This window comes from Nesterenkonia sp. (genome assembly GCF_029265375.1).
Taxonomy (GTDB): Bacteria; Actinomycetota; Actinomycetes; order Actinomycetales; family Micrococcaceae; genus Nesterenkonia.
This window is the reverse complement of record NZ_JAJUJJ010000003.1, coordinates 105,814-126,357: the sequence shown is the minus strand read 5'-3', so window position 1 is coordinate 126,357 and position 20,544 is coordinate 105,814. Positions and strand designations below refer to the sequence as shown.

Annotated in this window: 21 protein-coding genes, 2 pseudogenes and 1 riboswitch; of the genes and pseudogenes, 12 read left to right on the top strand and 11 right to left on the bottom strand. The window is 68.9% G+C overall.

Annotated elements, in window-relative coordinates; translation table 11 throughout:
* Nucleotides 1–6: 6 nt before the first annotated feature.
* Nucleotides 7–1,377 (bottom strand): TIGR00366 family protein, encoded by a 1,371-nt coding sequence (locus tag Q1K09_RS02260; RefSeq protein WP_300342842.1) that lies wholly within the window; start codon nucleotides 1,375–1,377, stop codon nucleotides 7–9.
* A 164-nt stretch (nucleotides 1,378–1,541) separates the two neighbouring features.
* Between Q1K09_RS02260 and Q1K09_RS02255 the strand changes: the two genes are divergently transcribed.
* The 4 genes from Q1K09_RS02255 to Q1K09_RS02240 all read left to right on the top strand — a co-directional run bounded on the left by Q1K09_RS02255 (nucleotide 1,542) and on the right by Q1K09_RS02240 (nucleotide 5,811).
* Nucleotides 1,542–2,723 (top strand): acetyl-CoA C-acetyltransferase, encoded by a 1,182-nt coding sequence (locus Q1K09_RS02255; protein WP_300342841.1) that lies wholly within the window; start codon nucleotides 1,542–1,544, stop codon nucleotides 2,721–2,723.
* 87 nt (nucleotides 2,724–2,810) lie between these two features.
* A riboswitch (SAM riboswitch) is annotated at nucleotides 2,811–2,926 on the top strand.
* Nucleotides 2,927–2,978: 52 nt separating this feature from the next.
* Nucleotides 2,979–4,313, top strand: coding sequence for an aminotransferase class I/II-fold pyridoxal phosphate-dependent enzyme (locus tag Q1K09_RS02250; protein WP_300342839.1), 1,335 nt, complete (start codon nucleotides 2,979–2,981; stop codon nucleotides 4,311–4,313).
* 80 nt (nucleotides 4,314–4,393) lie between these two features.
* Nucleotides 4,394–5,470 (top strand): homoserine O-acetyltransferase, encoded by a 1,077-nt coding sequence (locus tag Q1K09_RS02245; RefSeq protein WP_300342911.1) that lies wholly within the window; start codon nucleotides 4,394–4,396, stop codon nucleotides 5,468–5,470.
* A gap of 173 nt (nucleotides 5,471–5,643) precedes the next feature.
* Nucleotides 5,644–5,811: a hypothetical protein gene (locus Q1K09_RS02240; RefSeq protein ID WP_300342837.1), complete on the top strand. Its 168-nt coding sequence runs from the start codon at nucleotides 5,644–5,646 to the stop codon at nucleotides 5,809–5,811.
* Nucleotides 5,812–5,874: 63 nt separating this feature from the next.
* Here Q1K09_RS02240 and Q1K09_RS02235 read toward each other — a convergent pair whose 3' ends face one another.
* Complete coding sequence (locus Q1K09_RS02235; protein WP_300342910.1) at nucleotides 5,875–6,726, bottom strand: SGNH/GDSL hydrolase family protein; 852 nt, start codon at nucleotides 6,724–6,726, stop codon at nucleotides 5,875–5,877.
* Nucleotides 6,727–6,867: 141 nt separating this feature from the next.
* Here Q1K09_RS02235 and Q1K09_RS02230 point away from each other — a divergent pair, with 141 nt between their 5' ends.
* Nucleotides 6,868–7,548 carry a PHB depolymerase family esterase gene (locus tag Q1K09_RS02230; protein ID WP_300342835.1) on the top strand — a complete coding sequence of 227 codons (681 nt, stop codon included), beginning with the start codon at nucleotides 6,868–6,870 and terminating at the stop codon, nucleotides 7,546–7,548.
* Here the strand turns inward: Q1K09_RS02230 and Q1K09_RS02225 are convergent.
* From Q1K09_RS02225 to Q1K09_RS02215, 3 genes are all read right to left on the bottom strand, one after another.
* A complete protein-coding gene (locus Q1K09_RS02225) occupies nucleotides 7,527–7,823 on the bottom strand; it encodes a hypothetical protein (protein WP_300342833.1) in 297 nt (98 codons plus the stop codon). The two genes, Q1K09_RS02230 and Q1K09_RS02225, sit on opposite strands and share 22 nt — an antisense overlap.
* Nucleotides 7,824–7,914: 91 nt before the next feature.
* On the bottom strand, nucleotides 7,915–8,298 hold the full coding sequence (locus Q1K09_RS02220; RefSeq protein WP_300342831.1) for a glycosyltransferase: 384 nt from the start codon (nucleotides 8,296–8,298) through the stop codon (nucleotides 7,915–7,917).
* An 88-nt stretch (nucleotides 8,299–8,386) separates the two neighbouring features.
* Nucleotides 8,387–8,911 carry a galactosyltransferase-related protein gene (locus Q1K09_RS02215; RefSeq protein WP_300342830.1) on the bottom strand — a complete coding sequence of 175 codons (525 nt, stop codon included), beginning with the start codon at nucleotides 8,909–8,911 and terminating at the stop codon, nucleotides 8,387–8,389.
* 337 nt (nucleotides 8,912–9,248) lie between these two features.
* Between Q1K09_RS02215 and Q1K09_RS13055 the strand changes: the two genes are divergently transcribed.
* Nucleotides 9,249–9,422 carry a hypothetical protein gene (locus tag Q1K09_RS13055; protein WP_366908877.1) on the top strand — a complete coding sequence of 58 codons (174 nt, stop codon included), beginning with the start codon at nucleotides 9,249–9,251 and terminating at the stop codon, nucleotides 9,420–9,422.
* A gap of 81 nt (nucleotides 9,423–9,503) precedes the next feature.
* Here Q1K09_RS13055 and Q1K09_RS13050 read toward each other — a convergent pair.
* The 5 genes and pseudogenes from Q1K09_RS13050 to Q1K09_RS02195 all read right to left on the bottom strand — a co-directional run.
* A pseudogene (locus tag Q1K09_RS13050) lies at nucleotides 9,504–9,596 on the bottom strand (glycosyltransferase); the annotation flags it as partial.
* Between the two features lie 41 nt (nucleotides 9,597–9,637).
* Nucleotides 9,638–10,327, bottom strand: a complete 690-nt coding sequence (locus tag Q1K09_RS02205; RefSeq protein WP_300342827.1) for a hypothetical protein — start codon at nucleotides 10,325–10,327, stop codon at nucleotides 9,638–9,640.
* On the bottom strand, nucleotides 10,324–11,073 hold the full coding sequence (locus Q1K09_RS02200) for a glycosyltransferase (RefSeq protein WP_300342909.1): 750 nt from the start codon (nucleotides 11,071–11,073) through the stop codon (nucleotides 10,324–10,326). Before Q1K09_RS02200 ends, Q1K09_RS02205 begins: the two co-directional genes overlap by 4 nt.
* A 20-nt stretch (nucleotides 11,074–11,093) precedes the next feature.
* Nucleotides 11,094–11,312, bottom strand: a pseudogene (locus Q1K09_RS13045) (glycosyltransferase family 4 protein); the annotation flags it as partial.
* A gap of 171 nt (nucleotides 11,313–11,483) precedes the next feature.
* Nucleotides 11,484–11,732, bottom strand: a complete 249-nt coding sequence (locus tag Q1K09_RS02195) for an RNA-binding S4 domain-containing protein (protein ID WP_300342825.1) — start codon at nucleotides 11,730–11,732, stop codon at nucleotides 11,484–11,486.
* Between the two features lie 39 nt (nucleotides 11,733–11,771).
* Between Q1K09_RS02195 and Q1K09_RS02190 the strand changes: the two genes are divergently transcribed.
* The 5 genes from Q1K09_RS02190 (at nucleotide 11,772) to Q1K09_RS02170 (ending at nucleotide 17,933) form a co-directional block, all read left to right on the top strand.
* The gene (locus tag Q1K09_RS02190; protein WP_300342823.1) at nucleotides 11,772–12,770 is read left to right on the top strand and encodes a DMT family transporter; all 999 of its coding nucleotides are present in this window, start codon (nucleotides 11,772–11,774) and stop codon (nucleotides 12,768–12,770) included.
* A gap of 48 nt (nucleotides 12,771–12,818) precedes the next feature.
* On the top strand, nucleotides 12,819–14,195 hold the full coding sequence (locus Q1K09_RS02185) for a glycine--tRNA ligase (protein ID WP_300342822.1): 1,377 nt from the start codon (nucleotides 12,819–12,821) through the stop codon (nucleotides 14,193–14,195).
* A gap of 65 nt (nucleotides 14,196–14,260) precedes the next feature.
* Nucleotides 14,261–15,220 carry a GNAT family N-acetyltransferase gene (locus Q1K09_RS02180; RefSeq protein WP_300342820.1) on the top strand — a complete coding sequence of 320 codons (960 nt, stop codon included), beginning with the start codon at nucleotides 14,261–14,263 and terminating at the stop codon, nucleotides 15,218–15,220.
* Nucleotides 15,221–15,311: 91 nt separating this feature from the next.
* A complete protein-coding gene (gene dusB / locus Q1K09_RS02175) occupies nucleotides 15,312–16,490 on the top strand; it encodes a tRNA dihydrouridine synthase DusB (protein WP_300342818.1) in 1,179 nt (392 codons plus the stop codon).
* A gap of 120 nt (nucleotides 16,491–16,610) precedes the next feature.
* Nucleotides 16,611–17,933: a deoxyguanosinetriphosphate triphosphohydrolase gene (locus Q1K09_RS02170; RefSeq protein ID WP_300342816.1), complete on the top strand. Its 1,323-nt coding sequence runs from the start codon at nucleotides 16,611–16,613 to the stop codon at nucleotides 17,931–17,933.
* Between the two features lie 27 nt (nucleotides 17,934–17,960).
* On the opposite strand, the gene Q1K09_RS02165 is transcribed toward Q1K09_RS02170, so the two are convergent.
* Complete coding sequence (locus tag Q1K09_RS02165) at nucleotides 17,961–18,485, bottom strand: aminoacyl-tRNA deacylase (protein ID WP_300342814.1); 525 nt, start codon at nucleotides 18,483–18,485, stop codon at nucleotides 17,961–17,963.
* A gap of 85 nt (nucleotides 18,486–18,570) precedes the next feature.
* Between Q1K09_RS02165 and dnaG the strand changes: the two genes are divergently transcribed.
* On the top strand, nucleotides 18,571–20,487 hold the full coding sequence (gene dnaG / locus Q1K09_RS02160; RefSeq protein ID WP_300342813.1) for a DNA primase: 1,917 nt from the start codon (nucleotides 18,571–18,573) through the stop codon (nucleotides 20,485–20,487).
* Nucleotides 20,488–20,544: the final 57 nt, after the last annotated feature.

Genomic DNA, 20,544 nt, shown 5'->3' with positions numbered 1-20,544 from the left:
GGCTGATCACAGCGAGATCAGCACCAGCGTGGCGCCGAATACCAGCCCGGATGCGATGAGCACCACGCTGGTGTAGCTGAGGATGTCGCGCATCTTCAGCCCGGCGATCGCCAGCAGCGGAAGGGCCCAGAACGGCTGGATCATATTGGTCCACTGATCGCCGTAGGCCACCGCCATGATCGCCACCGCCGGATCGGTGCCCAGCGACTCGGCGGCTTCCAGCAGAATCGGAGCCTGCACGGCGATCTGGCCTCCGCCGGAGGGGACGAAGAAGTTCACCAGCCCGGCTGAGAGGAAGGCCAACAGGGCGAAGGTGTGCTCGGTGGAGATGGCGACGAACGCCTCCGAGATCACCGTCATCAGCCCGGTGCCGGCCATGATCCCCAGGATGCCGGCGTAGAGCGGGAACTGCAGCAGGATCTCGCCCACATTGGAGGCGGCCTGCTTGGTGAGCGCGATCAGTTCGAATGGGCTGCGCACCAGCAGCATGATCAGCGCCAGGAAGCTCCAGTTGACGATGTCCAGGGTCAGGTTGCCTCCGCCGGAGAAGTGGATCACCAGATAGGCGACCAGCATCAGCCCGAGCAGGAGTGTAGGGATCCGGGAGGCGTCCACCCGGTCGGCGGGGGTGACCACCTCGTCCTCGACGGGTACATCTGCTTCGCGGGCGTCGACGGTCAGCGGCACCAGGGTCTCCTCCCGGCGCGGGGCCACCAGGCAGAGCGCCCCGGCGACCACCAGGATGGTCACCAGGCAGGCGATCATATTCCAGCCGGAGAAGATGGTCTCACCGATCGGCAGCGGGGCGCCGAGCTGCTCGGCGACGAAGGAGTCCGGGGTCGCCGCAGTCAGCGGGCCGGAGGCCGAGTAGCCCATATGCCACACCACGAACCCTGAGAAGCCGGACGCCACCAGCATGGGGAAGTGCACCGTCACTCCTCGGCTGCCCAGCACGTGGGCGACCTCGCGAGCCAGCAGGCCGCCGACCACCAGGCCCAGGCCCCAGGTGATCAGGCTTGCCGCCGCCGCCACCAGGAAGACGAACAGGTAGGCCTGCAGCGCGGTCTGCGGAACCTTCGCCAGCGCGCGCAGCAGCCGGCGCACCGGCCCGGTGTTGGCCAGGATGTAGCCCAGGAACAGGATCAGGGCCATCTGGGTGATGAACGCCAGCAGGCCGGCCAGCCCGATGCCCCATTCCTCCACCACCTGCACCGGGCCGGCGTCGGTGAAGATCAGGGCAAGGATCGCCACAATGAAGGTCAGCGCGATCGCGAAGACCAGGGCTGAGGGAATCAGCTTCTCCACCAGCGAGTTCAGCGGGCGCATCACTGCGCCCAGCACAGCACCGTTGGAGCGGGAAGAGGTGGGGGTCGTCATCGTGCGAAACTCCTTGCGGCAGAAGAAGTGATCCGAGTCACAACGGTAGCACCGCCGTGGCCGCGGTTGTCCGTCTTCGCTGCGCGGTGCGTGCCTCGGCTGTGACCGCCTATGATGTGACTCCAAGCACTGAACCCGGGCACGAGCTGAGGAGCGGAGACACTATGGGCGCAACGGTACTGGTCAGCGGAGCACGCACTCCCATCGGCAAGCTCATGGGCTCGCTGTCCAGCCTGACGGCCGCGCAGCTGGGCACAGCAGCCATCGACGGCGCCCTGCAGCGGGCCTCGGTGGACCCTGAGGCCGTGGACTACGTGGTGATGGGCCAGGTCATCCAGGCCGGCGCCGGGCAGAACCCGGCGCGCACCGCCGCCCTGGGGGCCGGCATCCCGGCCTCAGTGCCGTCCATCACCATCAATAAGGTCTGCCTCTCCGGGCTGAACGCGATTGCCTATGCCGATCAGCTCATCCGCGCCGGAGAGTGCCAGATCGTGGTGGCCGGGGGAATGGAATCGATGTCCCAGGCGCCGCACCTGCTGCCCGGTTCGCGGAAAGGGTTCACCTACGGGGACACCGCCCTGGTGGACTCCATGGCCTACGACGCGCTCTACGACCAGGCCACCGGGCAGTCCATGGGCGCCCTGACCGAGTCCTGCAACACCGGCGAGGCGGAGGTCAGCCGCGCCGAGCAGGACCAGCTGGCAGCGGCCTCCCACCAGCGGGCTGAGGCAGCCTGGGAGCGGGGAGTCTTCGACGAGGAGGTCGTGCCCGTCCAGGTGCCCCAGCGCAAGGGCGACCCGGTCACCGTGACCCGGGATGAGGGGATCCGCTCCGGAGTGGATGCCGAGTCCATGGGGCGGCTGCGTCCGGCCTTCGCCGCGGAGGGGACCATCACCGCCGGCTCGGCCTCGCAGATCTCCGACGGCGCCTGTGCGGTAGTGGTGATGTCTGAAGAGAAGGCCCGTGAGCTGGGGCTGACGCCGCTGGCCCGCATCGGCGCCCACGGCATGGTGGCCGGCCCGGACTCGAGTCTGCAGCTGCAGCCGGCCAATGCGATCGCCGAAGCCTGCCGCAAGCAGGGGATCAGCCCCTCAGCCCTGGATCTGGTGGAGATCAACGAGGCATTCGCCGCAGTCGGCGTGGCCTCCGCCCGTGCCCTGGGCATCTCCCTGGAGAAGGTCAACGTCAACGGCGGTGCGATCGCACTGGGCCACCCGGTGGGAGCCTCCGGGGCCCGCGTGGCGCTGCATCTGGCCCTGGAGCTGGCCCGCCGCGGCGGCGGCACCGGCGCTGCCGGACTCTGCGGAGGCGGCGGTCAGGGCGATGCCCTGATTCTCACCGTCTGACTCCGCAACCGGGGCCGGAGCGTCCACATGTCGAAATATGGTGCTCCGACTTGCAGTCCGGCGTCTGAACGAGCAGACTTTTCCTTAGGTCAAGAGTGCCAGCGCAAAACCCCGGTTTGCTGGCCGGCAACCCTCCAGTTCGCGGTGGGGTGCCCCGGGTGACGACCTGGCCGCAGGCCCCATGGCTGCGGCAAGCGCGGACCTCTGCTTTTCACAGTTGAGGTCTGAAGAGCCACTGTGAAAAGGAGCATTCTGATGCCAGAGAACTCATTCGACCCGGCCGCCGCCCGTTTCGAGACCCGGCAGATCCACGCCGGAGTGGAGCCCGATCCCGGATCCGGGGCCCGCGCCCTGCCCATCCAGCAGACCACCAGCTTCGTCTTTCCCGGCACTGAGGCAGCGGCCAAGCGGTTCGGCCTGGAAGAGCTGGGCCCCATCTACTCGCGGTTGACCAACCCGACCGTGGAGGCGGTGGAGAACAAGATCGCGGCCCTCGAAGGGGGCGTCGGCGCTCTGGCCGTGGGTTCGGGCCAGGCGGCCACCACCCTGGCGCTGCTCAACATTGCCGAAGCCGGCAGCCACGTAGTGGCCTCCCCTTCGCTCTACGGCGGAACCCAGAACCTCTTCAAGCACACACTGTCCAAGCTGGGGGTGCAGGTCAGCTTTGTGGAGGACCCCGATGATCCGGAGTCATGGCGAGCCGAGATCCGGGAGAACACGGTCGCCTTCTTCGCCGAGACCGTGGCCAACCCGCGCGGTGACGTGCTGGACCTGGAGGCCGTTGCCGGTCTCGCCCACGACTACGGCGCCCCGCTGATCGTGGACAATACGCTGCCCACCCCGTATCTGCTGCGGCCCATCGAGTATGGAGCCGACGTCGTCGTCCACTCCGCGACCAAATTCCTCGGCGGACACGGCACCGCGATCGCTGGGGTGATCGTGGACTCCGGCCGGTTCGACTACACCAGCCAGCCCGAGCGGTTCCCGGGATTCAACACCCCTGATGAGAGCTATCACGGGCTGGTCTACGGCCGAGACCTGGGTGAGGGCGGCATCTTCGGGGTCAACCTGTCCTACATCCTGAAGGCTCGTGTGCAGCTGCTGCGCGACCTGGGCCCCTCCCTCTCCCCGCACAACGCCTTTGAGCTGAACCTGGGCCTGGAGACGCTCAGCCTGCGCGTGGAGCGGCACGTGGCCAATGCGCAGCGGGTGGCCGAATACCTGGAGTCCCATGAGGCCGTCCGCCGGGTGTTCTACTCGTCGCTGCCCTCCAGCCCCTGCTACGAACGGGCTCAGAAGTACCTCCCCGACGGGGTGGGCGCCGTGCTGTCCTTCGAGGTCAACGGCGGCGCCGAGGCCGGGCAGGCGCTGGTGGACGCCCTTAAGCTGCATTCGCTGGTGGCCAATGTGGGGGATGTGCGCTCGCTGGCGATCCACCCGGCGTCGACCACCCACCGTCAGCTCACCGAGGCAGAGCAGCGCGCCGCCGGCGTCAAGCCCGGCCTGGTGCGGCTGTCGGTGGGGCTGGAGCATATTGAGGATATCCTCGCCGACCTCGACCAGGCACTGGCGAAGGCTCCGCGAGGCTGATCTCCGTGACGGAGGTCCCCGAGCTGCTGGCGGCCTCGGCTGCGGTGGAGAACGATTTCGGACAGCGGCCCGCCGGCGCGCTGAAGATCTACGACGCCGGACCCTTCAGCTTCGAGACCGGAGGGCATCTGCCGCAGGTGCGGCTGGCCTATGAGACCTGGGGCGAGCTCAACCAGGCCGGAGACAACGCGGTGCTGGTGGCCCACGCGCTCACCGGAGACACCCACGTGGCCTCCAGCCCAGCGGACCCGTCACCGGGGTGGTGGGAGCCCCTGCTGGGGCCCGGCCGGCCGATCGACACCAGCCGCTGGTTCGTCATCGCCCCGGCGATGGTCGGCGGGTGCTACGGCTCCACCGGGCCCGCCTCCGCCGATCCTCAGGGAATCCCCTGGGGGTCGCGGTTCCCGTTCGTGACCATCCGCGACTCCGTCCAGCTGGAGAAGCGTCTGCTGGACCACCTGGGGGTGACCCGGCTGCATGCGGTGGTCGGCGGCTCCATGGGGGGTGCGCGCGCACTGGAGTGGGCGGTCAGCTGGCCGGAGTTCGTCCGGGGCGCAGGTATCTTCGCCTGCGGTGCGGCCTCCACCGCTGAGCAGATCGCCTTCCTGCAGGCGCAGCTGCTGGCCATCCGCAATGACCCGCACTACGCCGGCGGAGACTACTACGGCGGGCCGCGCCCCGAGGCCGGACTGGGACTGGCCCGGCGGATCGCCCACATCACCTACCGCGCCGAGCCGGAGCTGCAGCAGCGCTTCGGCCGGGAGCGGCAGGGGGCCGAAGATCCCTTCGGTGCCCTGAGCCTGGGCGCCGGCCGCGGCCGCTACCAGGTGGAGTCTTATCTGGACCACCAGGCCGGCAAGTTGGTCGGACGCTTTGATCCCAATGCGTATGTGGCGCTGGCCGAGGCGCTGGCCAGTCACGACGTCGGCCGCGGGCGCGGGGGAGTGGGCCCGGCCCTGGGCCGGGTGCGCGCCAGGATGTTCCTTGCCGCGGTGGACACTGACCGGCTCTACTTCCCCGAGCAGTCCCAGCAGATCGCCGAGTGGGTGCCCGGCGACGTCCCGGTGCACATGATCACCTCCCCGATCGGCCACGACGGGTTCCTCACCAGCGCCGAACAGCTGGGGGACCGGATGCGCGCGGAGCTGTGCCTGTAGCGCCCGGATGCAGAGTGGACGGAACAGCAGCGGCCGGCAGGAGAGCGGCCGGAGATGCTGGCGGTGGAGACCTGCTGGCCCCTAGAGTGGAGACTCCACCGCGGCGCGGAAAACTCACCGCAGAGCGGAGAACCCACCGCCGTCGGCGACGAGCTTTCGTGAAGGAGATGCCCATGACCAGCCATGCTGCGCACCCCGGAGCCGATGCGGATCAGGAACCGACCCTGCCGCAGGAGACCCCCGAGCAGCCCCCGGTCCGGCGCGAGGTGCCCCAGGCGCCGGCAGCGCTTGGGGGCATGGGCTCCACCGGCCCGATCACCATCGTGCCCCCTCGCCGGTGAGCCGGTCGCCGTCCCGGTGAGCAGCGCTCAGCGGGACGGCCCGGCCCAGCGGGGCTTTCGGCCTCAGCGGGACTCTGGCTGATCCCCGGCGGCGACGCCCGGCGGCATCGAACCGCCGAACAGCGGCTCAATATTGGGCCGCTTCGGGGTGACGCCGTCTCCGGAGGAGCGCCCGCGCAGCCGGCGGATCACCCAGGGGAAGAGATGATGCCTGGCCCAGACGACGTCGTCGACCCGAGCCTCCCGCCAGGAACGCTCCGGCAGCGGGCTGGGCTCCACCGGGTCCAGCTGATGCGGCACATTGAGGGTCTCCAGCACCATCGCAGCGATGGTGTGGTGGCCCAGCGGTGAGAAGTGCAGCCGGTCCTCGTCCCACATATTCGGACGGGTCAGCTCCCGCAGGCTCCACAGATCGGCCACCACGGCGTCGTGGCGCTTGGCCACAGTGCGCACATTCTCATTGAAGATCGCCACCTTGCCCCGGATGGAGCCCACCACCGGAGTCTCCCGAACGTCGGGGCCGTTGAACAGCACCACTGTGGCCCCGGTGGTGGAGAGGACCTGGACCATGGTGTCCAGGATGCGGGCAGTCTCATCCGGGTCGCTGCCGGGCCGGAGCACATCATTGCCCCCGGCGCAGAGCGTGATCAGATCCGGCTTCAGCTCAAGCGCCGGGCCCATCTGCTCATCACGGATCTGCTCGATCAGCCTGCCGCGCACCGCCAGATTCGCATAGGCGAAGTGCTGGGTGCGGGCCGCCAGCTCCTCGGCCACCCGGTCTGCCCATCCGCGGTGATACCCGGGGCGGGAAGGGTCCGGATCCCCGATGCCCTCGGTGAAGGAATCGCCCAGGGCCACATACCGGGTCCAGGGGTGCTGCGGGGCCGTCTGCGGCTGATCCTCCGCCACCCGCAGGGCCTGCTGCCCGGAGACCGGCTCCACCGGCTCGGCTGACTGTTCTGGGAGGTGCTGACCTGATCCGCTCACGCCTCCCATTGTGCCAAACCCGCAGGTCGCCCCCGCCGTCGGGGAATCCCAGATCCTAGGATGAGAGGCATGGCTGCTGAATACGACGTCGTCTGGACCCGCCCGGAGCACGAACGCGCTGACACGCCCCTGGTGGTGATGCTGCACGGCTACGGCGCCCACGAACGCGACCTGCTCTCCATGGTGCCGGCTCTGCCGGAAGAGTTCACCTACGCCTCGCTGCGCGCACCGGTGCAGATGGGGCCGGGCGCCTATACCTGGTTCCACCTGGACCCCGAGCGCCTGGCCTACTCCTCGGCCGAGGCCCGCAGCGCAGTGGAGGACCTGTGGTCCTGGATCGATGCGGTGCGCCACCAGCACAGCTCCGTGACCTTGCTGGGGTTCTCCATGGGCATGGCGATGGCCACCAGCCTGCTGCGCACCCGGCCCGAGGCCTTCGCCGCGGCCGTCGGACTCTCCGGGTTCGCGGTCGACCCCGCCGGCAGCGCGGACCTTGCCGGATACTTCGACGACGACGCGCTGGCCGCCCGGCAGCTGCCGTTCTTCTGGGGCCGGGACCAGGAGGACCCGATCATTCCGGCCGAGTACATCGACTACACGCATCAGTGGGCCAACCGGACGGTGAAGCTGACCAAGGTGCTCTACGCAGGTGCGGGCCACGGGGTGGTGCCGCAGGAGGTCTCCCACATCGGAGAGTTCCTCACCGCTGCGGTGCTGCGGGGCTCTGCTCAGCCCAGCAGCCGCCGGTAGATCTGCTCATGATCGGCGGCAATCCGCCGCCGCTGCTGCCTGCGCCACTGGATGCGCTGCGCGGCCCGCTCGGCCTCGCAATCCAGACCCCGCTCCGGGCGGGCGGCCGCGGCCTGACGCGCCGCCTGGCGCAGTGAGACCGCATCCACCTGCTCGCCGCTCCAGGTGTAGAGGTGGTCGGCGCCCTGGCTGGCGTAGCAGCCCACATCCGGGGCGATGACCTGGGTCCCCAGGTCGTGGCAGGCGCCGTCGTGCTCGAAGACATCCCGGTGCACATTGACCTGCAGAACCCCTCCGGGATCTCGGCGATCGCCTATTCGGCGGCCTGCAGCACCTCGGCGGCACGCATATTCCGGCGCAGACTCTTCAGGTGAAGCCCCAGGCGGAATTCGCCCGCGCGCCTCCTGGGGAGCGGCCGCAGTCTTCGATCAGCGTGAAGTCCACTACGTGGGGATGCGGGATGACATGGGCGGCTGCGCCCCACCGGTCAGCGATCTGCTCGGCGGCGCACCGGCTGAGCGTGATCACCTCCGCGGCCCTGCCCGGCAGCACCTCCAGCTGGACCTCATGCAGCGCAGTGTCCTCATGGTGGGGATTCTGCAGATCGTGGACGGTGAAGACCAGCGGCTTGCCGCGCTCGTCGAGGGCATCGCAGATGTCGGTCAGCCGCTGCGGGGTCTCGGCGTCGAATCCGAAGTGCACGTGCAGCAGGTCGAACTCCGCGCTGCGGATCCATTCCGGATCCAGCATGCGCGGCGGTCACCACGGGGCGCCGGTGGGAGTCTCCTCGCGCAGCGGCGGGGGATCGGGCAGACGGCGCACAGAGGTCTCCTCACCGTCAGGCGGACTGAGGTGACGGATATAGACATGGGAGGCCGGCACCGACGCGACTCCGATGGTGCGTACCCAGCCGCGGCTGCCCCGGTGTGCCAGGCCGCGCTCGTCGAAGGCCTCCAGCCAGCCGCGCATCGGCCAGAACCCCCATCTGCGGTGGAAGCGCTGGGCATTGCGCAGAATCGAGTCCAGATGCTCCACCGGCGGGTCGGAGACCGGATGGTGCTGATGGTAGGCCTCCGCACCGCCGACCCAGCACAGCGGGATCCCTCGGCTTCGGGGCGTGCTGGGCGAAATCGGTGTCCTCGGCACCATAGCCGGTGTAGCCGGCGTCGAACCCGCCGATCTGGTCGAAGACTTCGCGGCGGACGGCGAAGGACAGCGACCAGAACAGCTCATAGTCGTCGGTGCACCGGATCTCTCCGGGCGGCGGGGCGGCCGGGCCGCATGCGGCGGGGCCAGCCCAGCGAGCTCCTCTGCGCTGAGGGCGTCGAGATCGGCCGGGGGCAGATAGCGCACCGGTCCGCACAGCAGCGCGTGCGGCCGGGCTGCCGCGGCCTGACGGTACCGGCTGATCAGCTCCGGGCTGGGGATGCAGTCCACGTCCAGGAAGACCAGCTGGTCATCGGGGCTGCCTCCGGTGACCTCCGATGCTGCTCGGGCGCCGGCATTGCGGGCGGCGACCAGCGGCAGCTCGCCGGTGGGCGGCACATCGACCTGCACCGGGTGAACAGGCGGGCCGGCGACGGCGGCAGCCTGCGGGCCGGGCTCCGGGTCGCCCATGGCGACCACCACATGGGCTGCCGGGGCGGCGGTGCTGCGGGCCAAGTGCTCCCGCTGCCGGCGCAGATGCTCACGCCGACCCCGTGCTGTGCCGACTGCGCTGCCGGATCATCCGCCGGATCCTGGCCGCGGCGCAGCTGCTGCAGCAGGTCGGTGAACCTGCCTGCCGCCCCGCCGCCGCACCACAGGCTCCAGTCCCCGCCGTCGAGGGCGTGGGCTTCCAGCAGCGCTTCGCGCCAGCGCGTCGGATCCTGTGAAAGCGGCGCGCGCAGGGCAGGCCAGGGCCCGCGGTGCAGGGCATCGGCAGTGTGCGCCTGCTCCAGATGCGGCCGGTCGCAGGGAACCAGCAGAGCCGGAGTCCTCGCCGCCGCGGTCTCGGCCACGGAGTTCTGACCGGCCGTGGTGATCACCACATCAGCCTCGCGCAGCATCGGCCACAGATCCCCGGCGAACCGGTCGCCGGCGGCGCCGATCACGCAGACCTCCGCCTCCGGCATCGCTGCGCGCACCGTCTCGGCCGTGCCGTTCGGAAGACCGCCCCGCCGCGGCCGCTGAGCAGCGCGATGCGCACCGGAGCACGACTGCGCACATTCTCCGTCGGGTGTGACTCAGCCGTGCGGTGGGAGATTCTGGCGTCGAATCGAGAGAGGGCGCCGAGCGCCTGGGTCCGCGGTCCCGCATCACGCCGGCGCAGAATCGCGGACTCGGCCGAGGCGGGCCAGAATCCCACCACGGCGGATGACAGGCTGTAGCCCAGCTGGTGAGCGCGGTCGCCGCGGTCCCCAGGCAGCGCAACGCTGACTGCTGGCACGCCGTGCAGCCGGGCCAGCAGCGCGACCTCCACGGAGACGTCGACGACGATCAGATCTGGTGCAGCCGCCGCGATCCACCCGGAGATCTGGCGCATCCTGGTCCGCAGACCCGGATGGTGCAGCGGCGCCCAATGCAGCCATGAGGCCTGCTGTGCGGCCGAGGGCGTTTCCGGGGCTGGGGTCCAGTCCGGCTCCAGCCGTACCCACTGCCCGGGCCACTCCGCCGGACGGGGAGCCGAAGACATCCCGGTGACCTCCTCACCGGTCTGCTCGGCCCAGTCCTTCGCCCAGCTGAGGCTGCGGTTCAGGTGGCCGGCTCCCTGGTGGTGGATATAGCACCCGATCATCATCTGCTCCTGTCTGCGGCAGGCTGCCGCCTCGGGTCCTCGGCCAGGCACTGCTGATAGAGCCGTTCGTAGTCGCTGATCATCCGCTCGATGGACAGCGCCGACTCGGCATGGGCCCACACCTGGGCTCGCGGCAGCGCAGCGGCAGCGAGCACCGCCTGGGCCAGGTCTTCGGCGGTGTCTGAAGCCGCCAGCGCTCCGGAACGGGGATGGACCACCTCCACCAGGCCCCCGCGGGGTGAGGCCGCCACCGGTGTGCCGCAGGCCATGGCCTCGGCAGCAACCAGCCCATAGGGCTCATCCCACTGGGAGCTGACCACCGCCACCGCGGCGGAGCCCACCACATGGGCCAGCTCCTGCTGCCTCAGATGTCCGCGGTAGACGGCGTCGGGCCCCAGACGCGGAACCACCTGAGAGTCGAAGTACTCCCTGTCCATCACCGGGCCTGCCAGCTCAATGCGGAACCCGGCCAGAAGCGCGGCGTCGATGGCCAGATGCGGCGCCTTCTCCGGCACCAGCCGGCCGGTCCACACCGCCGCCGGCCCTCCGGGGCCCACAGGCCAGCGGCCGATCTCCACCCCATTGGGGATCACCTCCGCATCCACGGTGGGCCGCCACGCCGCGGCCGTCGCTGCGCTGACGGCGGCGAACCGGGTGCGCGGCGACGCATAGGAGCAGGCGGACTCCAGCCAGGGGGTGGGCGGAGCGTGCAGGGTGGTGACCACCGGCGCCGGCACCAGGGATGACATGGCCACCGGCAGAGATGCAGCGAATTGTTATGGATCACATCGAAGTCGCAGCGCTGTGCGAGCTGGATCATCAGGCCCAAATAGGCGTGGTGCTGCTGCATCCACTCCTCCGGAGCGGCGCTGAGATCCCGGCGGCCAGCCCGGGAGCTGCAGAACCCGGCCGGCAGCAGCGCAGACGCCCCCAAGGCGGGGTCGCTGCCCTCGGCGGCGAACAGCGTCACCTCATGGCCGCGGCGCATCAGCGCACGAGCCATGGCATCGGTGTGGGCCTCGAGGCCGCCGGCGAAAGGCTCCCGGATCGGGAACTGGCTGGACGCCACCAGACAAATACGCACAATCCGGACCGTACGTCCAGATTCCAGATATAGGCTGATCGTTACCTGGACGTTCTGACCAGGAGAAACGGTGTGTCAGGCGTTATTTACCGGCATGATGGTGACATTCTCGAGCCCATATTCGGAACCATCGAAATGCACTTTTTCTCCTGTGGGGATCTGGGCTCCGCGCCGCAGTTCCGGCTCCCCGCCCACCGAGACGGCTCCGGCGGCGATCACCTCCCGCGCCACCACACCGGACTCCACGACGCCGGCCAGCTTCAGCAGCTGGCCCAGTCGTATCGACTCATCATGGATGGGGACTTCGATCACCTGGTGCCTCATAGTCCCAGTCTCGCACTGCCGCGTCATAGAGTTGGTCCTATGTCCTCCCCGAATCCCTCCCAGCGGCGCAGTGTGCTCATCCGCGGCAGCCTGATGCTGCTGATGGTGCTGGCAGGAATGGCGATTCCCGGACAGGGCCGGGTCAACGCCGAGCTGGCCGAGCACACCGGAGATCCCTACCTGGCGGCGCTGATCAGCTTCTCCACCGGACTGCTGGTCATTGCCGCGCTGGCGGTCGCCACCGGACCGGGCCGCCGCTCCCTGCGCCGGGTTCGGCCCGCCTTCCACCGCGGAGAGGTGCGCTGGTGGTATCTGCTGGCCGGCTGCGTGGGGGCCTACTTCGTACTGACCCAGACGATGACCATCGGGCTGATCGGCGTGGCCATCTTCACCGTCTCCGTAGTCACCGGCCAGACGGTCGGCGGGCTGGTCTGGGACCGCGTGGGCCTGGGGCCGGCCGGACGGAAGAGGATCAGCCCGATGCGCGTGCTGGGCGCGGCACTGACCGTGGTGGCTGTTGTGTGGGCGGTCTCTCCGCAGGCCACAGTGGTGGACCGCGGGCTGCTGGGACTGCTGCTTCTGGTGCTGCTTCCCTTCTCCGGCGGACTCTTCAATGCAGGCCAGCAGGCGCTCAACGGCCGGCAATCAGCCGCCTACCGCAGCGCGATACCGGCCACCTTGTTCAACTTCGTCTCCGGCACTCTGGTGCTGGTGCTGGTCTGGCTGGTCAAACTCGGGGTGGACGGTCCCGGTGCCGGCAGTCTGCCCACCCAGTGGTGGTACTACATCGGCGGACCGCTGGGGTGCGTGTTCATCGGCCTGGGAGCTGTGCTGGTCACCAAAGTGGGCGTGCTGCTGGCAGCTATGGGCATGATCGCCGGTCAGCTGCTCGGCTCCCTCGCACTGGATCTGATCTTCCCCGCCCCCGGCACCGTGGTGACCACTGCCACTGTGCTGGGCACTGTGATGACGCTGCTGGCCGTCGTCGTCGCCTCTGTGCCGGACTTCCTGCGCCGTCGGGACCAGCGCGGGCGGTAAGCTGAGCCGCGAACCTGACAGACCTCACCCAGGAGCAGCCGAACCACTATGGCAGAGTCCACGCTCGACAAAGTCATCAACCTGGCCAAGCGCCGCGGATTCGTCTTTCAGTCCGGCGAGATCTACGGCGGATCCCGTTCGGCCTGGGACTACGGTCCGCTGGGCACAGAGCTGAAGGAGAACATCAAGGCCGAGTGGTGGCAGACCTTCGTGCGCGGTCGCGGCGATATGGTCGGACTCGACTCTGCGATCATCCTTCCCTCGGCGGTGTGGAAGGCCTCCGGGCATGTGGACACCTTCACCGACCCGCTGGTGGAGTGCCTGCAGTGCCATAAGCGGCATCGTGAGGATCACCTGGTGGAGGCCTTCGAGGACAAGCACGGCCGTACGCCGGCAGATATGAGCGAGGTGCCCTGCCCCGACTGCGGCACCAAGGGCCGATTCACTGAGCCGCGAGCCTTCTCCGGCCTGGTGAAGTCCTACCTGGGGGTGGTCGATGACGAGTCCGGTCTGCACTACCTGCGGCCCGAGACCGCACAGGGCATCTTCGTGAACTTCGCCAATGTGGTCACCGCGGCCCGGCGCAAGCCGCCCTTCGGCATCGGGCAGATCGGCAAGGCCTTCCGCAATGAGATCACCCCGGGCAACTTCATCTTCCGCACCCGCGAGTTCGAACAGATGGAGATCGAGTTCTTTGTGCATCCCGATCAGGCCGATGACTGGTTCGGCCAGTGGGTGCAGGCCTGCGAGTCCTGGTTCACCGACCTCGGGCTGAACCCGGAGAACCTGCGACGCTTCGACGTGCCGGCCGAGGAGCGGGCCCACTACTCCGCCGCGACCATCGACCTGGAATACCGGTTCGGCTTCCCCGGCTCGGAATGGGGCGAGCTGATGGGCATCGCCAATCGCACCGACTATGACCTGGGCACCCATATCAAGCACTCCGGCAAGGAGCTGTCCTACTTCGACCAGGCCAGCGGGGAGCGCTACGTTCCCTACGTCATCGAGCCCTCCTTCGGGCTGACCCGTTCGATGATGGCCTTCCTGGTGGACGCCTATGCCGAGGATGAGGCGCCCAACACCAAGGGCGGGGTCGATGTGCGCACCGTGCTGAAGCTTCACCCCAAGCTGGCTCCAGTCAAGGCTGCAGTGCTGCCGCTGTCGAAGAAGTCCGAGCTGGCCGAGCCCGCGGGCAAGCTGGCGGCCCAGCTGCGCCGGCACTGGAACATCGACTACGACGACGCCGGCGCCATCGGCCGCCGGTATCGCCGGCAGGACGAGATCGGCACGCCCTACTGCATCACAGTGGACTTCGACACCTTGGAGGATCAGGCGGTGACCATCCGCGACCGGGATGCGATGACTCAGGAGCGGATCAGCCTGGACCAGGTGCAGTCCTGGCTGGCGGCACGCCTGCTGGGCTGAGGAAGGCTCAGACGCCGGCTGGGGCTGCTTTGCGCAAAGCCCAGCCCAGGTCTAGACTCGCGCAGGTGCTTGACTCTGCCGATGACCGCGAGTCCCCCACCCTCACCCTGGATTCCGGACTGACCGTGCGTCCCTGGACCGAAGGGGATGACCTGAAGCTCCTGCAGGTCTGGGGCGACCCCGAGAACCCGATGCATCACCAGGACCGCAGTCTGCTGCGGCCCTCCTCCAACGACCCCTGGGCGCGCTGCATCGTGGCTGAGGACAATGGCGTGCCCGTGGCTGCCGCCACCATCTTCCGCTCCTCGCTGCATCCGGACCGGCTTTCGTTCTACGCCGAGGTGGCCCCGGAGCACCGGCGCCGCGGCGTGGCCGCCCAGATGCTTCAGATCCTGGAGGCGGAGATCCCCAATTGTGAGGTGCAGTCCCTCAAGGCCCGCTGCGCCAAGGGCTCAGCCGCCCAGTGCTTCCTGAAGGACAGCGGCTTCCGCAAGGTCCAGCACTCCCGCAAGGTCATCATCCATCCCGGGACGCTGCCAGTTCCGGATGTGGAGAACCTGCCGATCGACCTGCAGGAGTCTGCCACGGGCTCAGTGGAGCTGACTCAGCTGGTGGCAGACTTCTACAACGCCATCCACGACTGGGACCGGGCGGAGATGACCATCGGCAAGGCGCAGCAGATGCTGCTGTCCCCCGAAGCCGGCGCCTCCGGCGCGGTGGTGCTGCGCGACACCCGCTCCTCCGGTGAGGGCGGACACCCCATTCTGGCCTTCGCGGTGAGCTACACAGCCGAGCGCACCGACGCTCCTGCCGATGTGCTGCTGGGCTGGGATCCTGCGCTCAGCGATGACGCCGCCGAAACGGCGGTGGAGCAGCTGCTGGCCCTGGTGACCGCCCGCTACCCGGTCTCCGTGGAGGTCGACGACGCCATGACTCCGCTGAAGCGGGTTACCGACGCGCTGGCCGAGCGCGATGAGGTCGAAGTGGACTTCGAAGCCCTCATCTACGCCCGCGACGCCGGCTGAATCCCACCTGTTATACACCTATCCGGACCTCATAGGGGTATAGGCGTATGACACCCCGACAGGTGCATGAAAAGCTGAGAGAATAGTGGCTGTGACTGAGACTCTTGAGCGCCCCGCCGCCCGGCTGCTGCCGGCCCTGCAGCTGGGTCCTATCACTGTGGACACCCCCGTGGTGCTGGCGCCGATGGCCGGCATCACCAACACCGCCTTTCGCCGTCTGTGCCGGGAGTACGGCGGGGGTCTCTACGTCAATGAGATGGTCACCGCCCGGGCTCTGGTGGAGCGCCGGCCGGAGAGCCTGCGGATCATCAAGCACGAGCCTGATGAGGTGCCCCGCTCGGTGCAGCTGTACTCAGTGGATCCGGTGACCACCGGCCGCGCGGTGCGCATGCTGGTGGAGGAGGACCGGGCCGACCACATCGACCTGAACTTCGGCTGCCCGGTTCCCAAGGTCACCCGCAAGGGCGGCGGCTCAGCTCTGCCGTGGAAGACCCGGCTGTTCGAGTCCATCGTGGCCACCGCGGTGCGCGAAGCCTCGCGGGCGAACATCCCGGTGACGGTGAAAATGCGCAAGGGCATCGACGAGGACCACCTGACCTACCTGGACGCCGGCCGCATCGCCCGGGACTGCGGGGTCGCGGCGGTGGCGCTGCACGGGCGCACCACCCGCCAGCACTACTCCGGGACAGCGGACTGGTCGGCCATCGCCGCCCTGCGCGAGGCGCTGCCGGATGTGCCGGTGCTGGGCAACGGCGACATCTGGTCGGCCGAGGACGCCCTCGCGATGGTCGAGCAGACCGGCGTCGACGGCGTCGTCGTCGGGCGCGGCTGCCAGGGCCGTCCCTGGCTATTCGGTGACCTGCAGGCCGCGTTCGAAGGCCGAGAGGACCGTTTCCGCCCCGGGGTGGCGACTGTGTGCCGCACTCTGCTGCGCCATGCGCAGCTGCTGATCCCGTACTTCGACGGCGATGAGCGCAAGGCCATGCAGGACATCCGCAAGCACGTGTCCTGGTACTTCAAGGGCTACCCTGTCGGGTCGGCGTTACGCACCCAACTGGTGACGGTGGAGTCCTACGCCCAGCTGGAGGACCTGCTCGGCCAGCTCGACCCGACCATCGGATACCCCGGCCCCGACGCCGAGGGCCCCCGCGGCCGCGCCGGCTCCCCGAAGAAGGTGCACCTGCCCCAGGACTGGCTGGAGTCCCGGGAGCTCAACGAGGAGCAGCGGCAGATAATCGCCGCTGCAGAGGTGGACACCTCCGGCGGCTGAGCGTCGCCTCGCCTCCGCGGATGCCGCTGATGTGACGACCGCCGCACTGGGGGTTTCGCACCGTGTGCGCCCGCCGCTGCTGCGCATCCGGCGCAGCGCCGCTCCGTTATCGTGGTCGGTATGACTGTGCGGAATGTGGAGCGTCTCGAGGGGCAGTACGCGGCGCTGAGACCGGGGTACACCGAGGCGGATGAGGACCGCTGGGTCCCCGAGCACGGAAAGTCGGTCTACCGCTCCAGCTTTGAGCGTGACCGGGCCCGGCTGCTTCACTCGTGGTCGCTGCGCCGGCTCGGCGCGAAGACCCAAGTGGTCTCGCCCGACGTCGACGATTTCTCCCGCACCCGCCTGACCCACTCCCTGGAGGTCGCCCAGGTCGGCCGGGAACTGGGACGGCTGCTGGGCTGCGATCCCGACGTCGTCGATGCCGCCTGCCTCTCCCACGATCTGGGGCACCCGCCGTTCGGGCACAACGGGGAGAGTGTGCTGCACGAGCTCTCCGCCGGCATCGGCGGTTTTGAGGGCAATGCGCAGACCCTGCGGATCCTCACCCGCCTGGAGACCAAACGCTTCCACCCCGACGGCCGCTCAGCCGGATTGAACCTCACCCGCGCCTCACTCGACGCGGCGGTGAAATACCCCTGGCGTGCTGAGGAGGCGCCGCTGAAGTCCGACGGCACCCGCAGCCAGAAGTTCGGCGCCTATGAGGATGATCTTCAGGTGTTCACCTGGCTGCGGCAGGGCACCGAAGGGCGCCGGCAGTCGATGGAGGCCCAGGTGATGGACGCTGCCGATGACATCGCCTACTCGGTCCACGATGTGGAGGACGGGATCGTCAACGGCCGGTTCCAGCTGAAGTTCCTCGATGACGCCGTACAGCGGGCGCGGGTGATTCAGACGACGCAGGAGTGGTACCTGCCCGAAGCGGAGGAGGACCGGATCGAGGAGGCGATCTCCCGGCTGGAGTCCAGGCCGAGCTGGGTGAAGGAGTCCGACGGGTCCCGCCGTGCGCTGGCGGCGCTGAAGAACATGACCAGCGAGTTCATCGGGCGGTTCTGCTCGGCGATCTACACCGCGACGCGTCAGGCCCACGGGGATCAGCCCCTGGTGCGGCACGAGGCAGACCTGGTGGTGCCCCGGCAGACGCTGGAGGAGATCTGCGTGATGAAGGGTATCGCGGCGAACTACATCATGGCTTCCCGGGAGCAGATGCCGGTCTACGCCCGCCAGCGCGAGGTGCTTCAGGAGCTGCACGCCCTGCTGGTGGAGACCGGGGACCGGTTCCTGGAGCCGCAGTTCCAAGCCGATTTCCGCACCGCCGGCGATGATGCCGGCCGGCACCGCGCGATCATCGACCAGATCGCCTCACTGACCGACGGCGCCTGCCTGGAGTGGTACGCCACCCTGGTGAAGGGACTGCCGGTCACCAACCGGCTCTTCGCCTGAGCACCCGGCCTCCAGAACCTGCACGCCTCAGGCCGGTGGAGGGGTCTGCCCGGTCAGCGGCTTGGCGATCTCCCCGGTGATCACACCGTAGGCGGCGAACAGCTCCTCAGCCTGGACGAAGAGATTGATCCCCGGCGCACCGGCGCCCATGCAGATGCGTCCGCTGATAGAGGCATCGGCGTAGATCGGCCACCGGGTGCCGTCGGCGGCTTCGGCGCCGAAGGGGGTGATGGTCCCGGGCCGGTAGCCGGTGGCCTCCAGACCCTGCTCCGGGGAGGCCATGGACAGCTTCTTGAACCCGGCCAGCTTGCGCAGCGCGGCCCAGTCGACCTGCCGGTCGCCGGGTATCAGCGCGATGACGTAGCTGTGGTCCCGCGCGGTCTGGGTGCGTTTGGCCCGCGCCACCAGGGTCTTGACGATCTCGCGGGGCTCGATCCCCAGGTTCGCTGCCGCTTCCTGCAGAGAGCCGGCGTCCCCGCGGGGTGCGAATTCGATCTGCACCCCGTGGGCCTGCGCATCGGCCTGGACTCGGTCACATCCGCTGTCGCTCATAGTGGATCAGCCTAGCGGGCGCGCAGGCCGGACCGAGTTTTCCCCAGGGCGGCTGAGCAGACCGCGGCGGGGGTAGATTGGAGCCATGGCCGGTCTGATCAAGCGCGAGGATATCGACACGGTGCGCGAGCGCGCCGATCTGCGCGAGATCGTCGAGCAGTACGTGACCCTGAAGAAGGCCGGCATCGGCTCCTACAAGGGCCTGTGCCCCTTCCACGACGAACGCACCCCCAGCTTCCACATCCGGCCCCAGGTGGGCACCTACCACTGCTTCGGCTGCGGAGAATCGGGCGATGTCATCGCCTTCCTGCAGGCCATGGAGCACACCAGCTTCGCCGAGACCGTGGAGCGGCTGGCGCAGAAGTACGGAGTCGAGCTGCGCTATGAGGACGGCGGCAGCGGGCCGGACAAGCATGAGGCCTCCCGCCGGCAGCGGCTGCTGGATGCGCACAAGATCGCCGACGAATACTTCCGCAGGGCCCTGGAGTCCCCGGAGGCTCAGCTGGCCCGCCAGACGCTGACCTCCCGCGGGTTCACCCGGGCCCACGCCGAGCAGTTCGGCGTCGGATACGCGCCCCAGGGCTGGAACAACCTGCTGGGGCACCTGCGCAGCCGCGGCTTCAGCGACGACGAGCTGCAGGCCACCGGCCTGTTCTCCGAAGGCCGCCGCGGCCTCTACGACCGGTTCCGGGGCCGGCTGATGTGGCCTATCCGGGACATGACTGGCAATACGATCGGATTCGGCGGACGCCGGCTCTATGAGGAGGACCAGGGCCCCAAATACCTCAACTCTCCGGAGACGCCCATCTACAAGAAGTCCCAGGTGCTCTACGGCATCGAGCACGCCAAGCGGAACATCGCCAAAAAACGTCAGCTGGTGGTGGTGGAGGGCTACACCGACGTGATGGCCTGCCACATCGCCGGGGTGGACACCGCGGTGGCCACCTGCGGCACAGCCTTCGGGGAGGGACACATCAAGATTGCCCGTCGCCTGCTCTCCGATGACGGAAGCCCCGCTGAGGTGATCTTCACCTTCGACGGCGACGAAGCCGGCCAGCAGGCGGCGGTGAAGGCGTTCAACGAGGCTCACCAGTTCAACGCCCAGACGTTCATCGCCGTGGGGCCCGAGGGAATGGATCCCTGCGATGTGCGGCAGCACCGGGGGGACGAGGCCGTCCAGGCGATCATCGAGGCCAAGACCCCGCTGGTGGAATTCGTCATCCGGCGGCGGCTGAAGGATTGGGACCTCAGCACAGTCGACGGCCGGGTGGGAGCCCTGCGGGCCACCGCCCCGGTCGTCGCGGGGATCCGCGACCGCTCGCTGCGCGAGGCCTACACCCGCGAACTCGCCGGCTGGCTGGGCGCCGAGGTCCAGGAGGTCGCCGCCGCCCGCGACAGGGCTGCATCCGCCGGCGCCTCCGGGGCTCGCAGCCCCCGTGAGCGCAGCACCGAGCGGCGCGAGCCCGGCCCAGTACCCGCCCAGGCAGGGCAGCGCCCGCCCCAGCCGCAGCCGGAGCAGCCCGCGTTCCAGCGCCCGGACACCCGGGACCCGGCGGTGCTGATGGAGCGTCAGGCGCTGGAGGTGATCCTGCAGCACCCCACCCGGCTGACTGCCGAGCAGTGGGAGGAGATATTCACCGTCCGGTTCACCGCCGCGGCCCACCAGGCGATCCATGACGGGATCCGCATTGCGGCCGCCAACGCCACCGACCCGCGCACCTGGGTGGAGACCGTGCGCCAGGAAGTGCCCGAACCGCTGCGGCCGCTGATCTCCGAACTGGCCGTCACCACTCTTCCGGCAAAGACCGAGGAGCATCTGGACCGGTACTGCATGGAGATCCTCAACCGACTGGTGGAGCTGAAGATCCAGCATGAGAAGGCCAATCTGCTCGGCCGGCTCCAGCGGATGAACCCCTCCGAATCCCCCGAGGAGCACCGGCAGGTCAACGCACAGCTGATGGAGTTAGAGCGCCGCCGCCGGGCGCTGCGTGCCGAGAGCTGAGCGGCCGTGCCGCCGGCGCTGGTACGGTAAGAGGCACCGCCACTGCGTGACGACGGG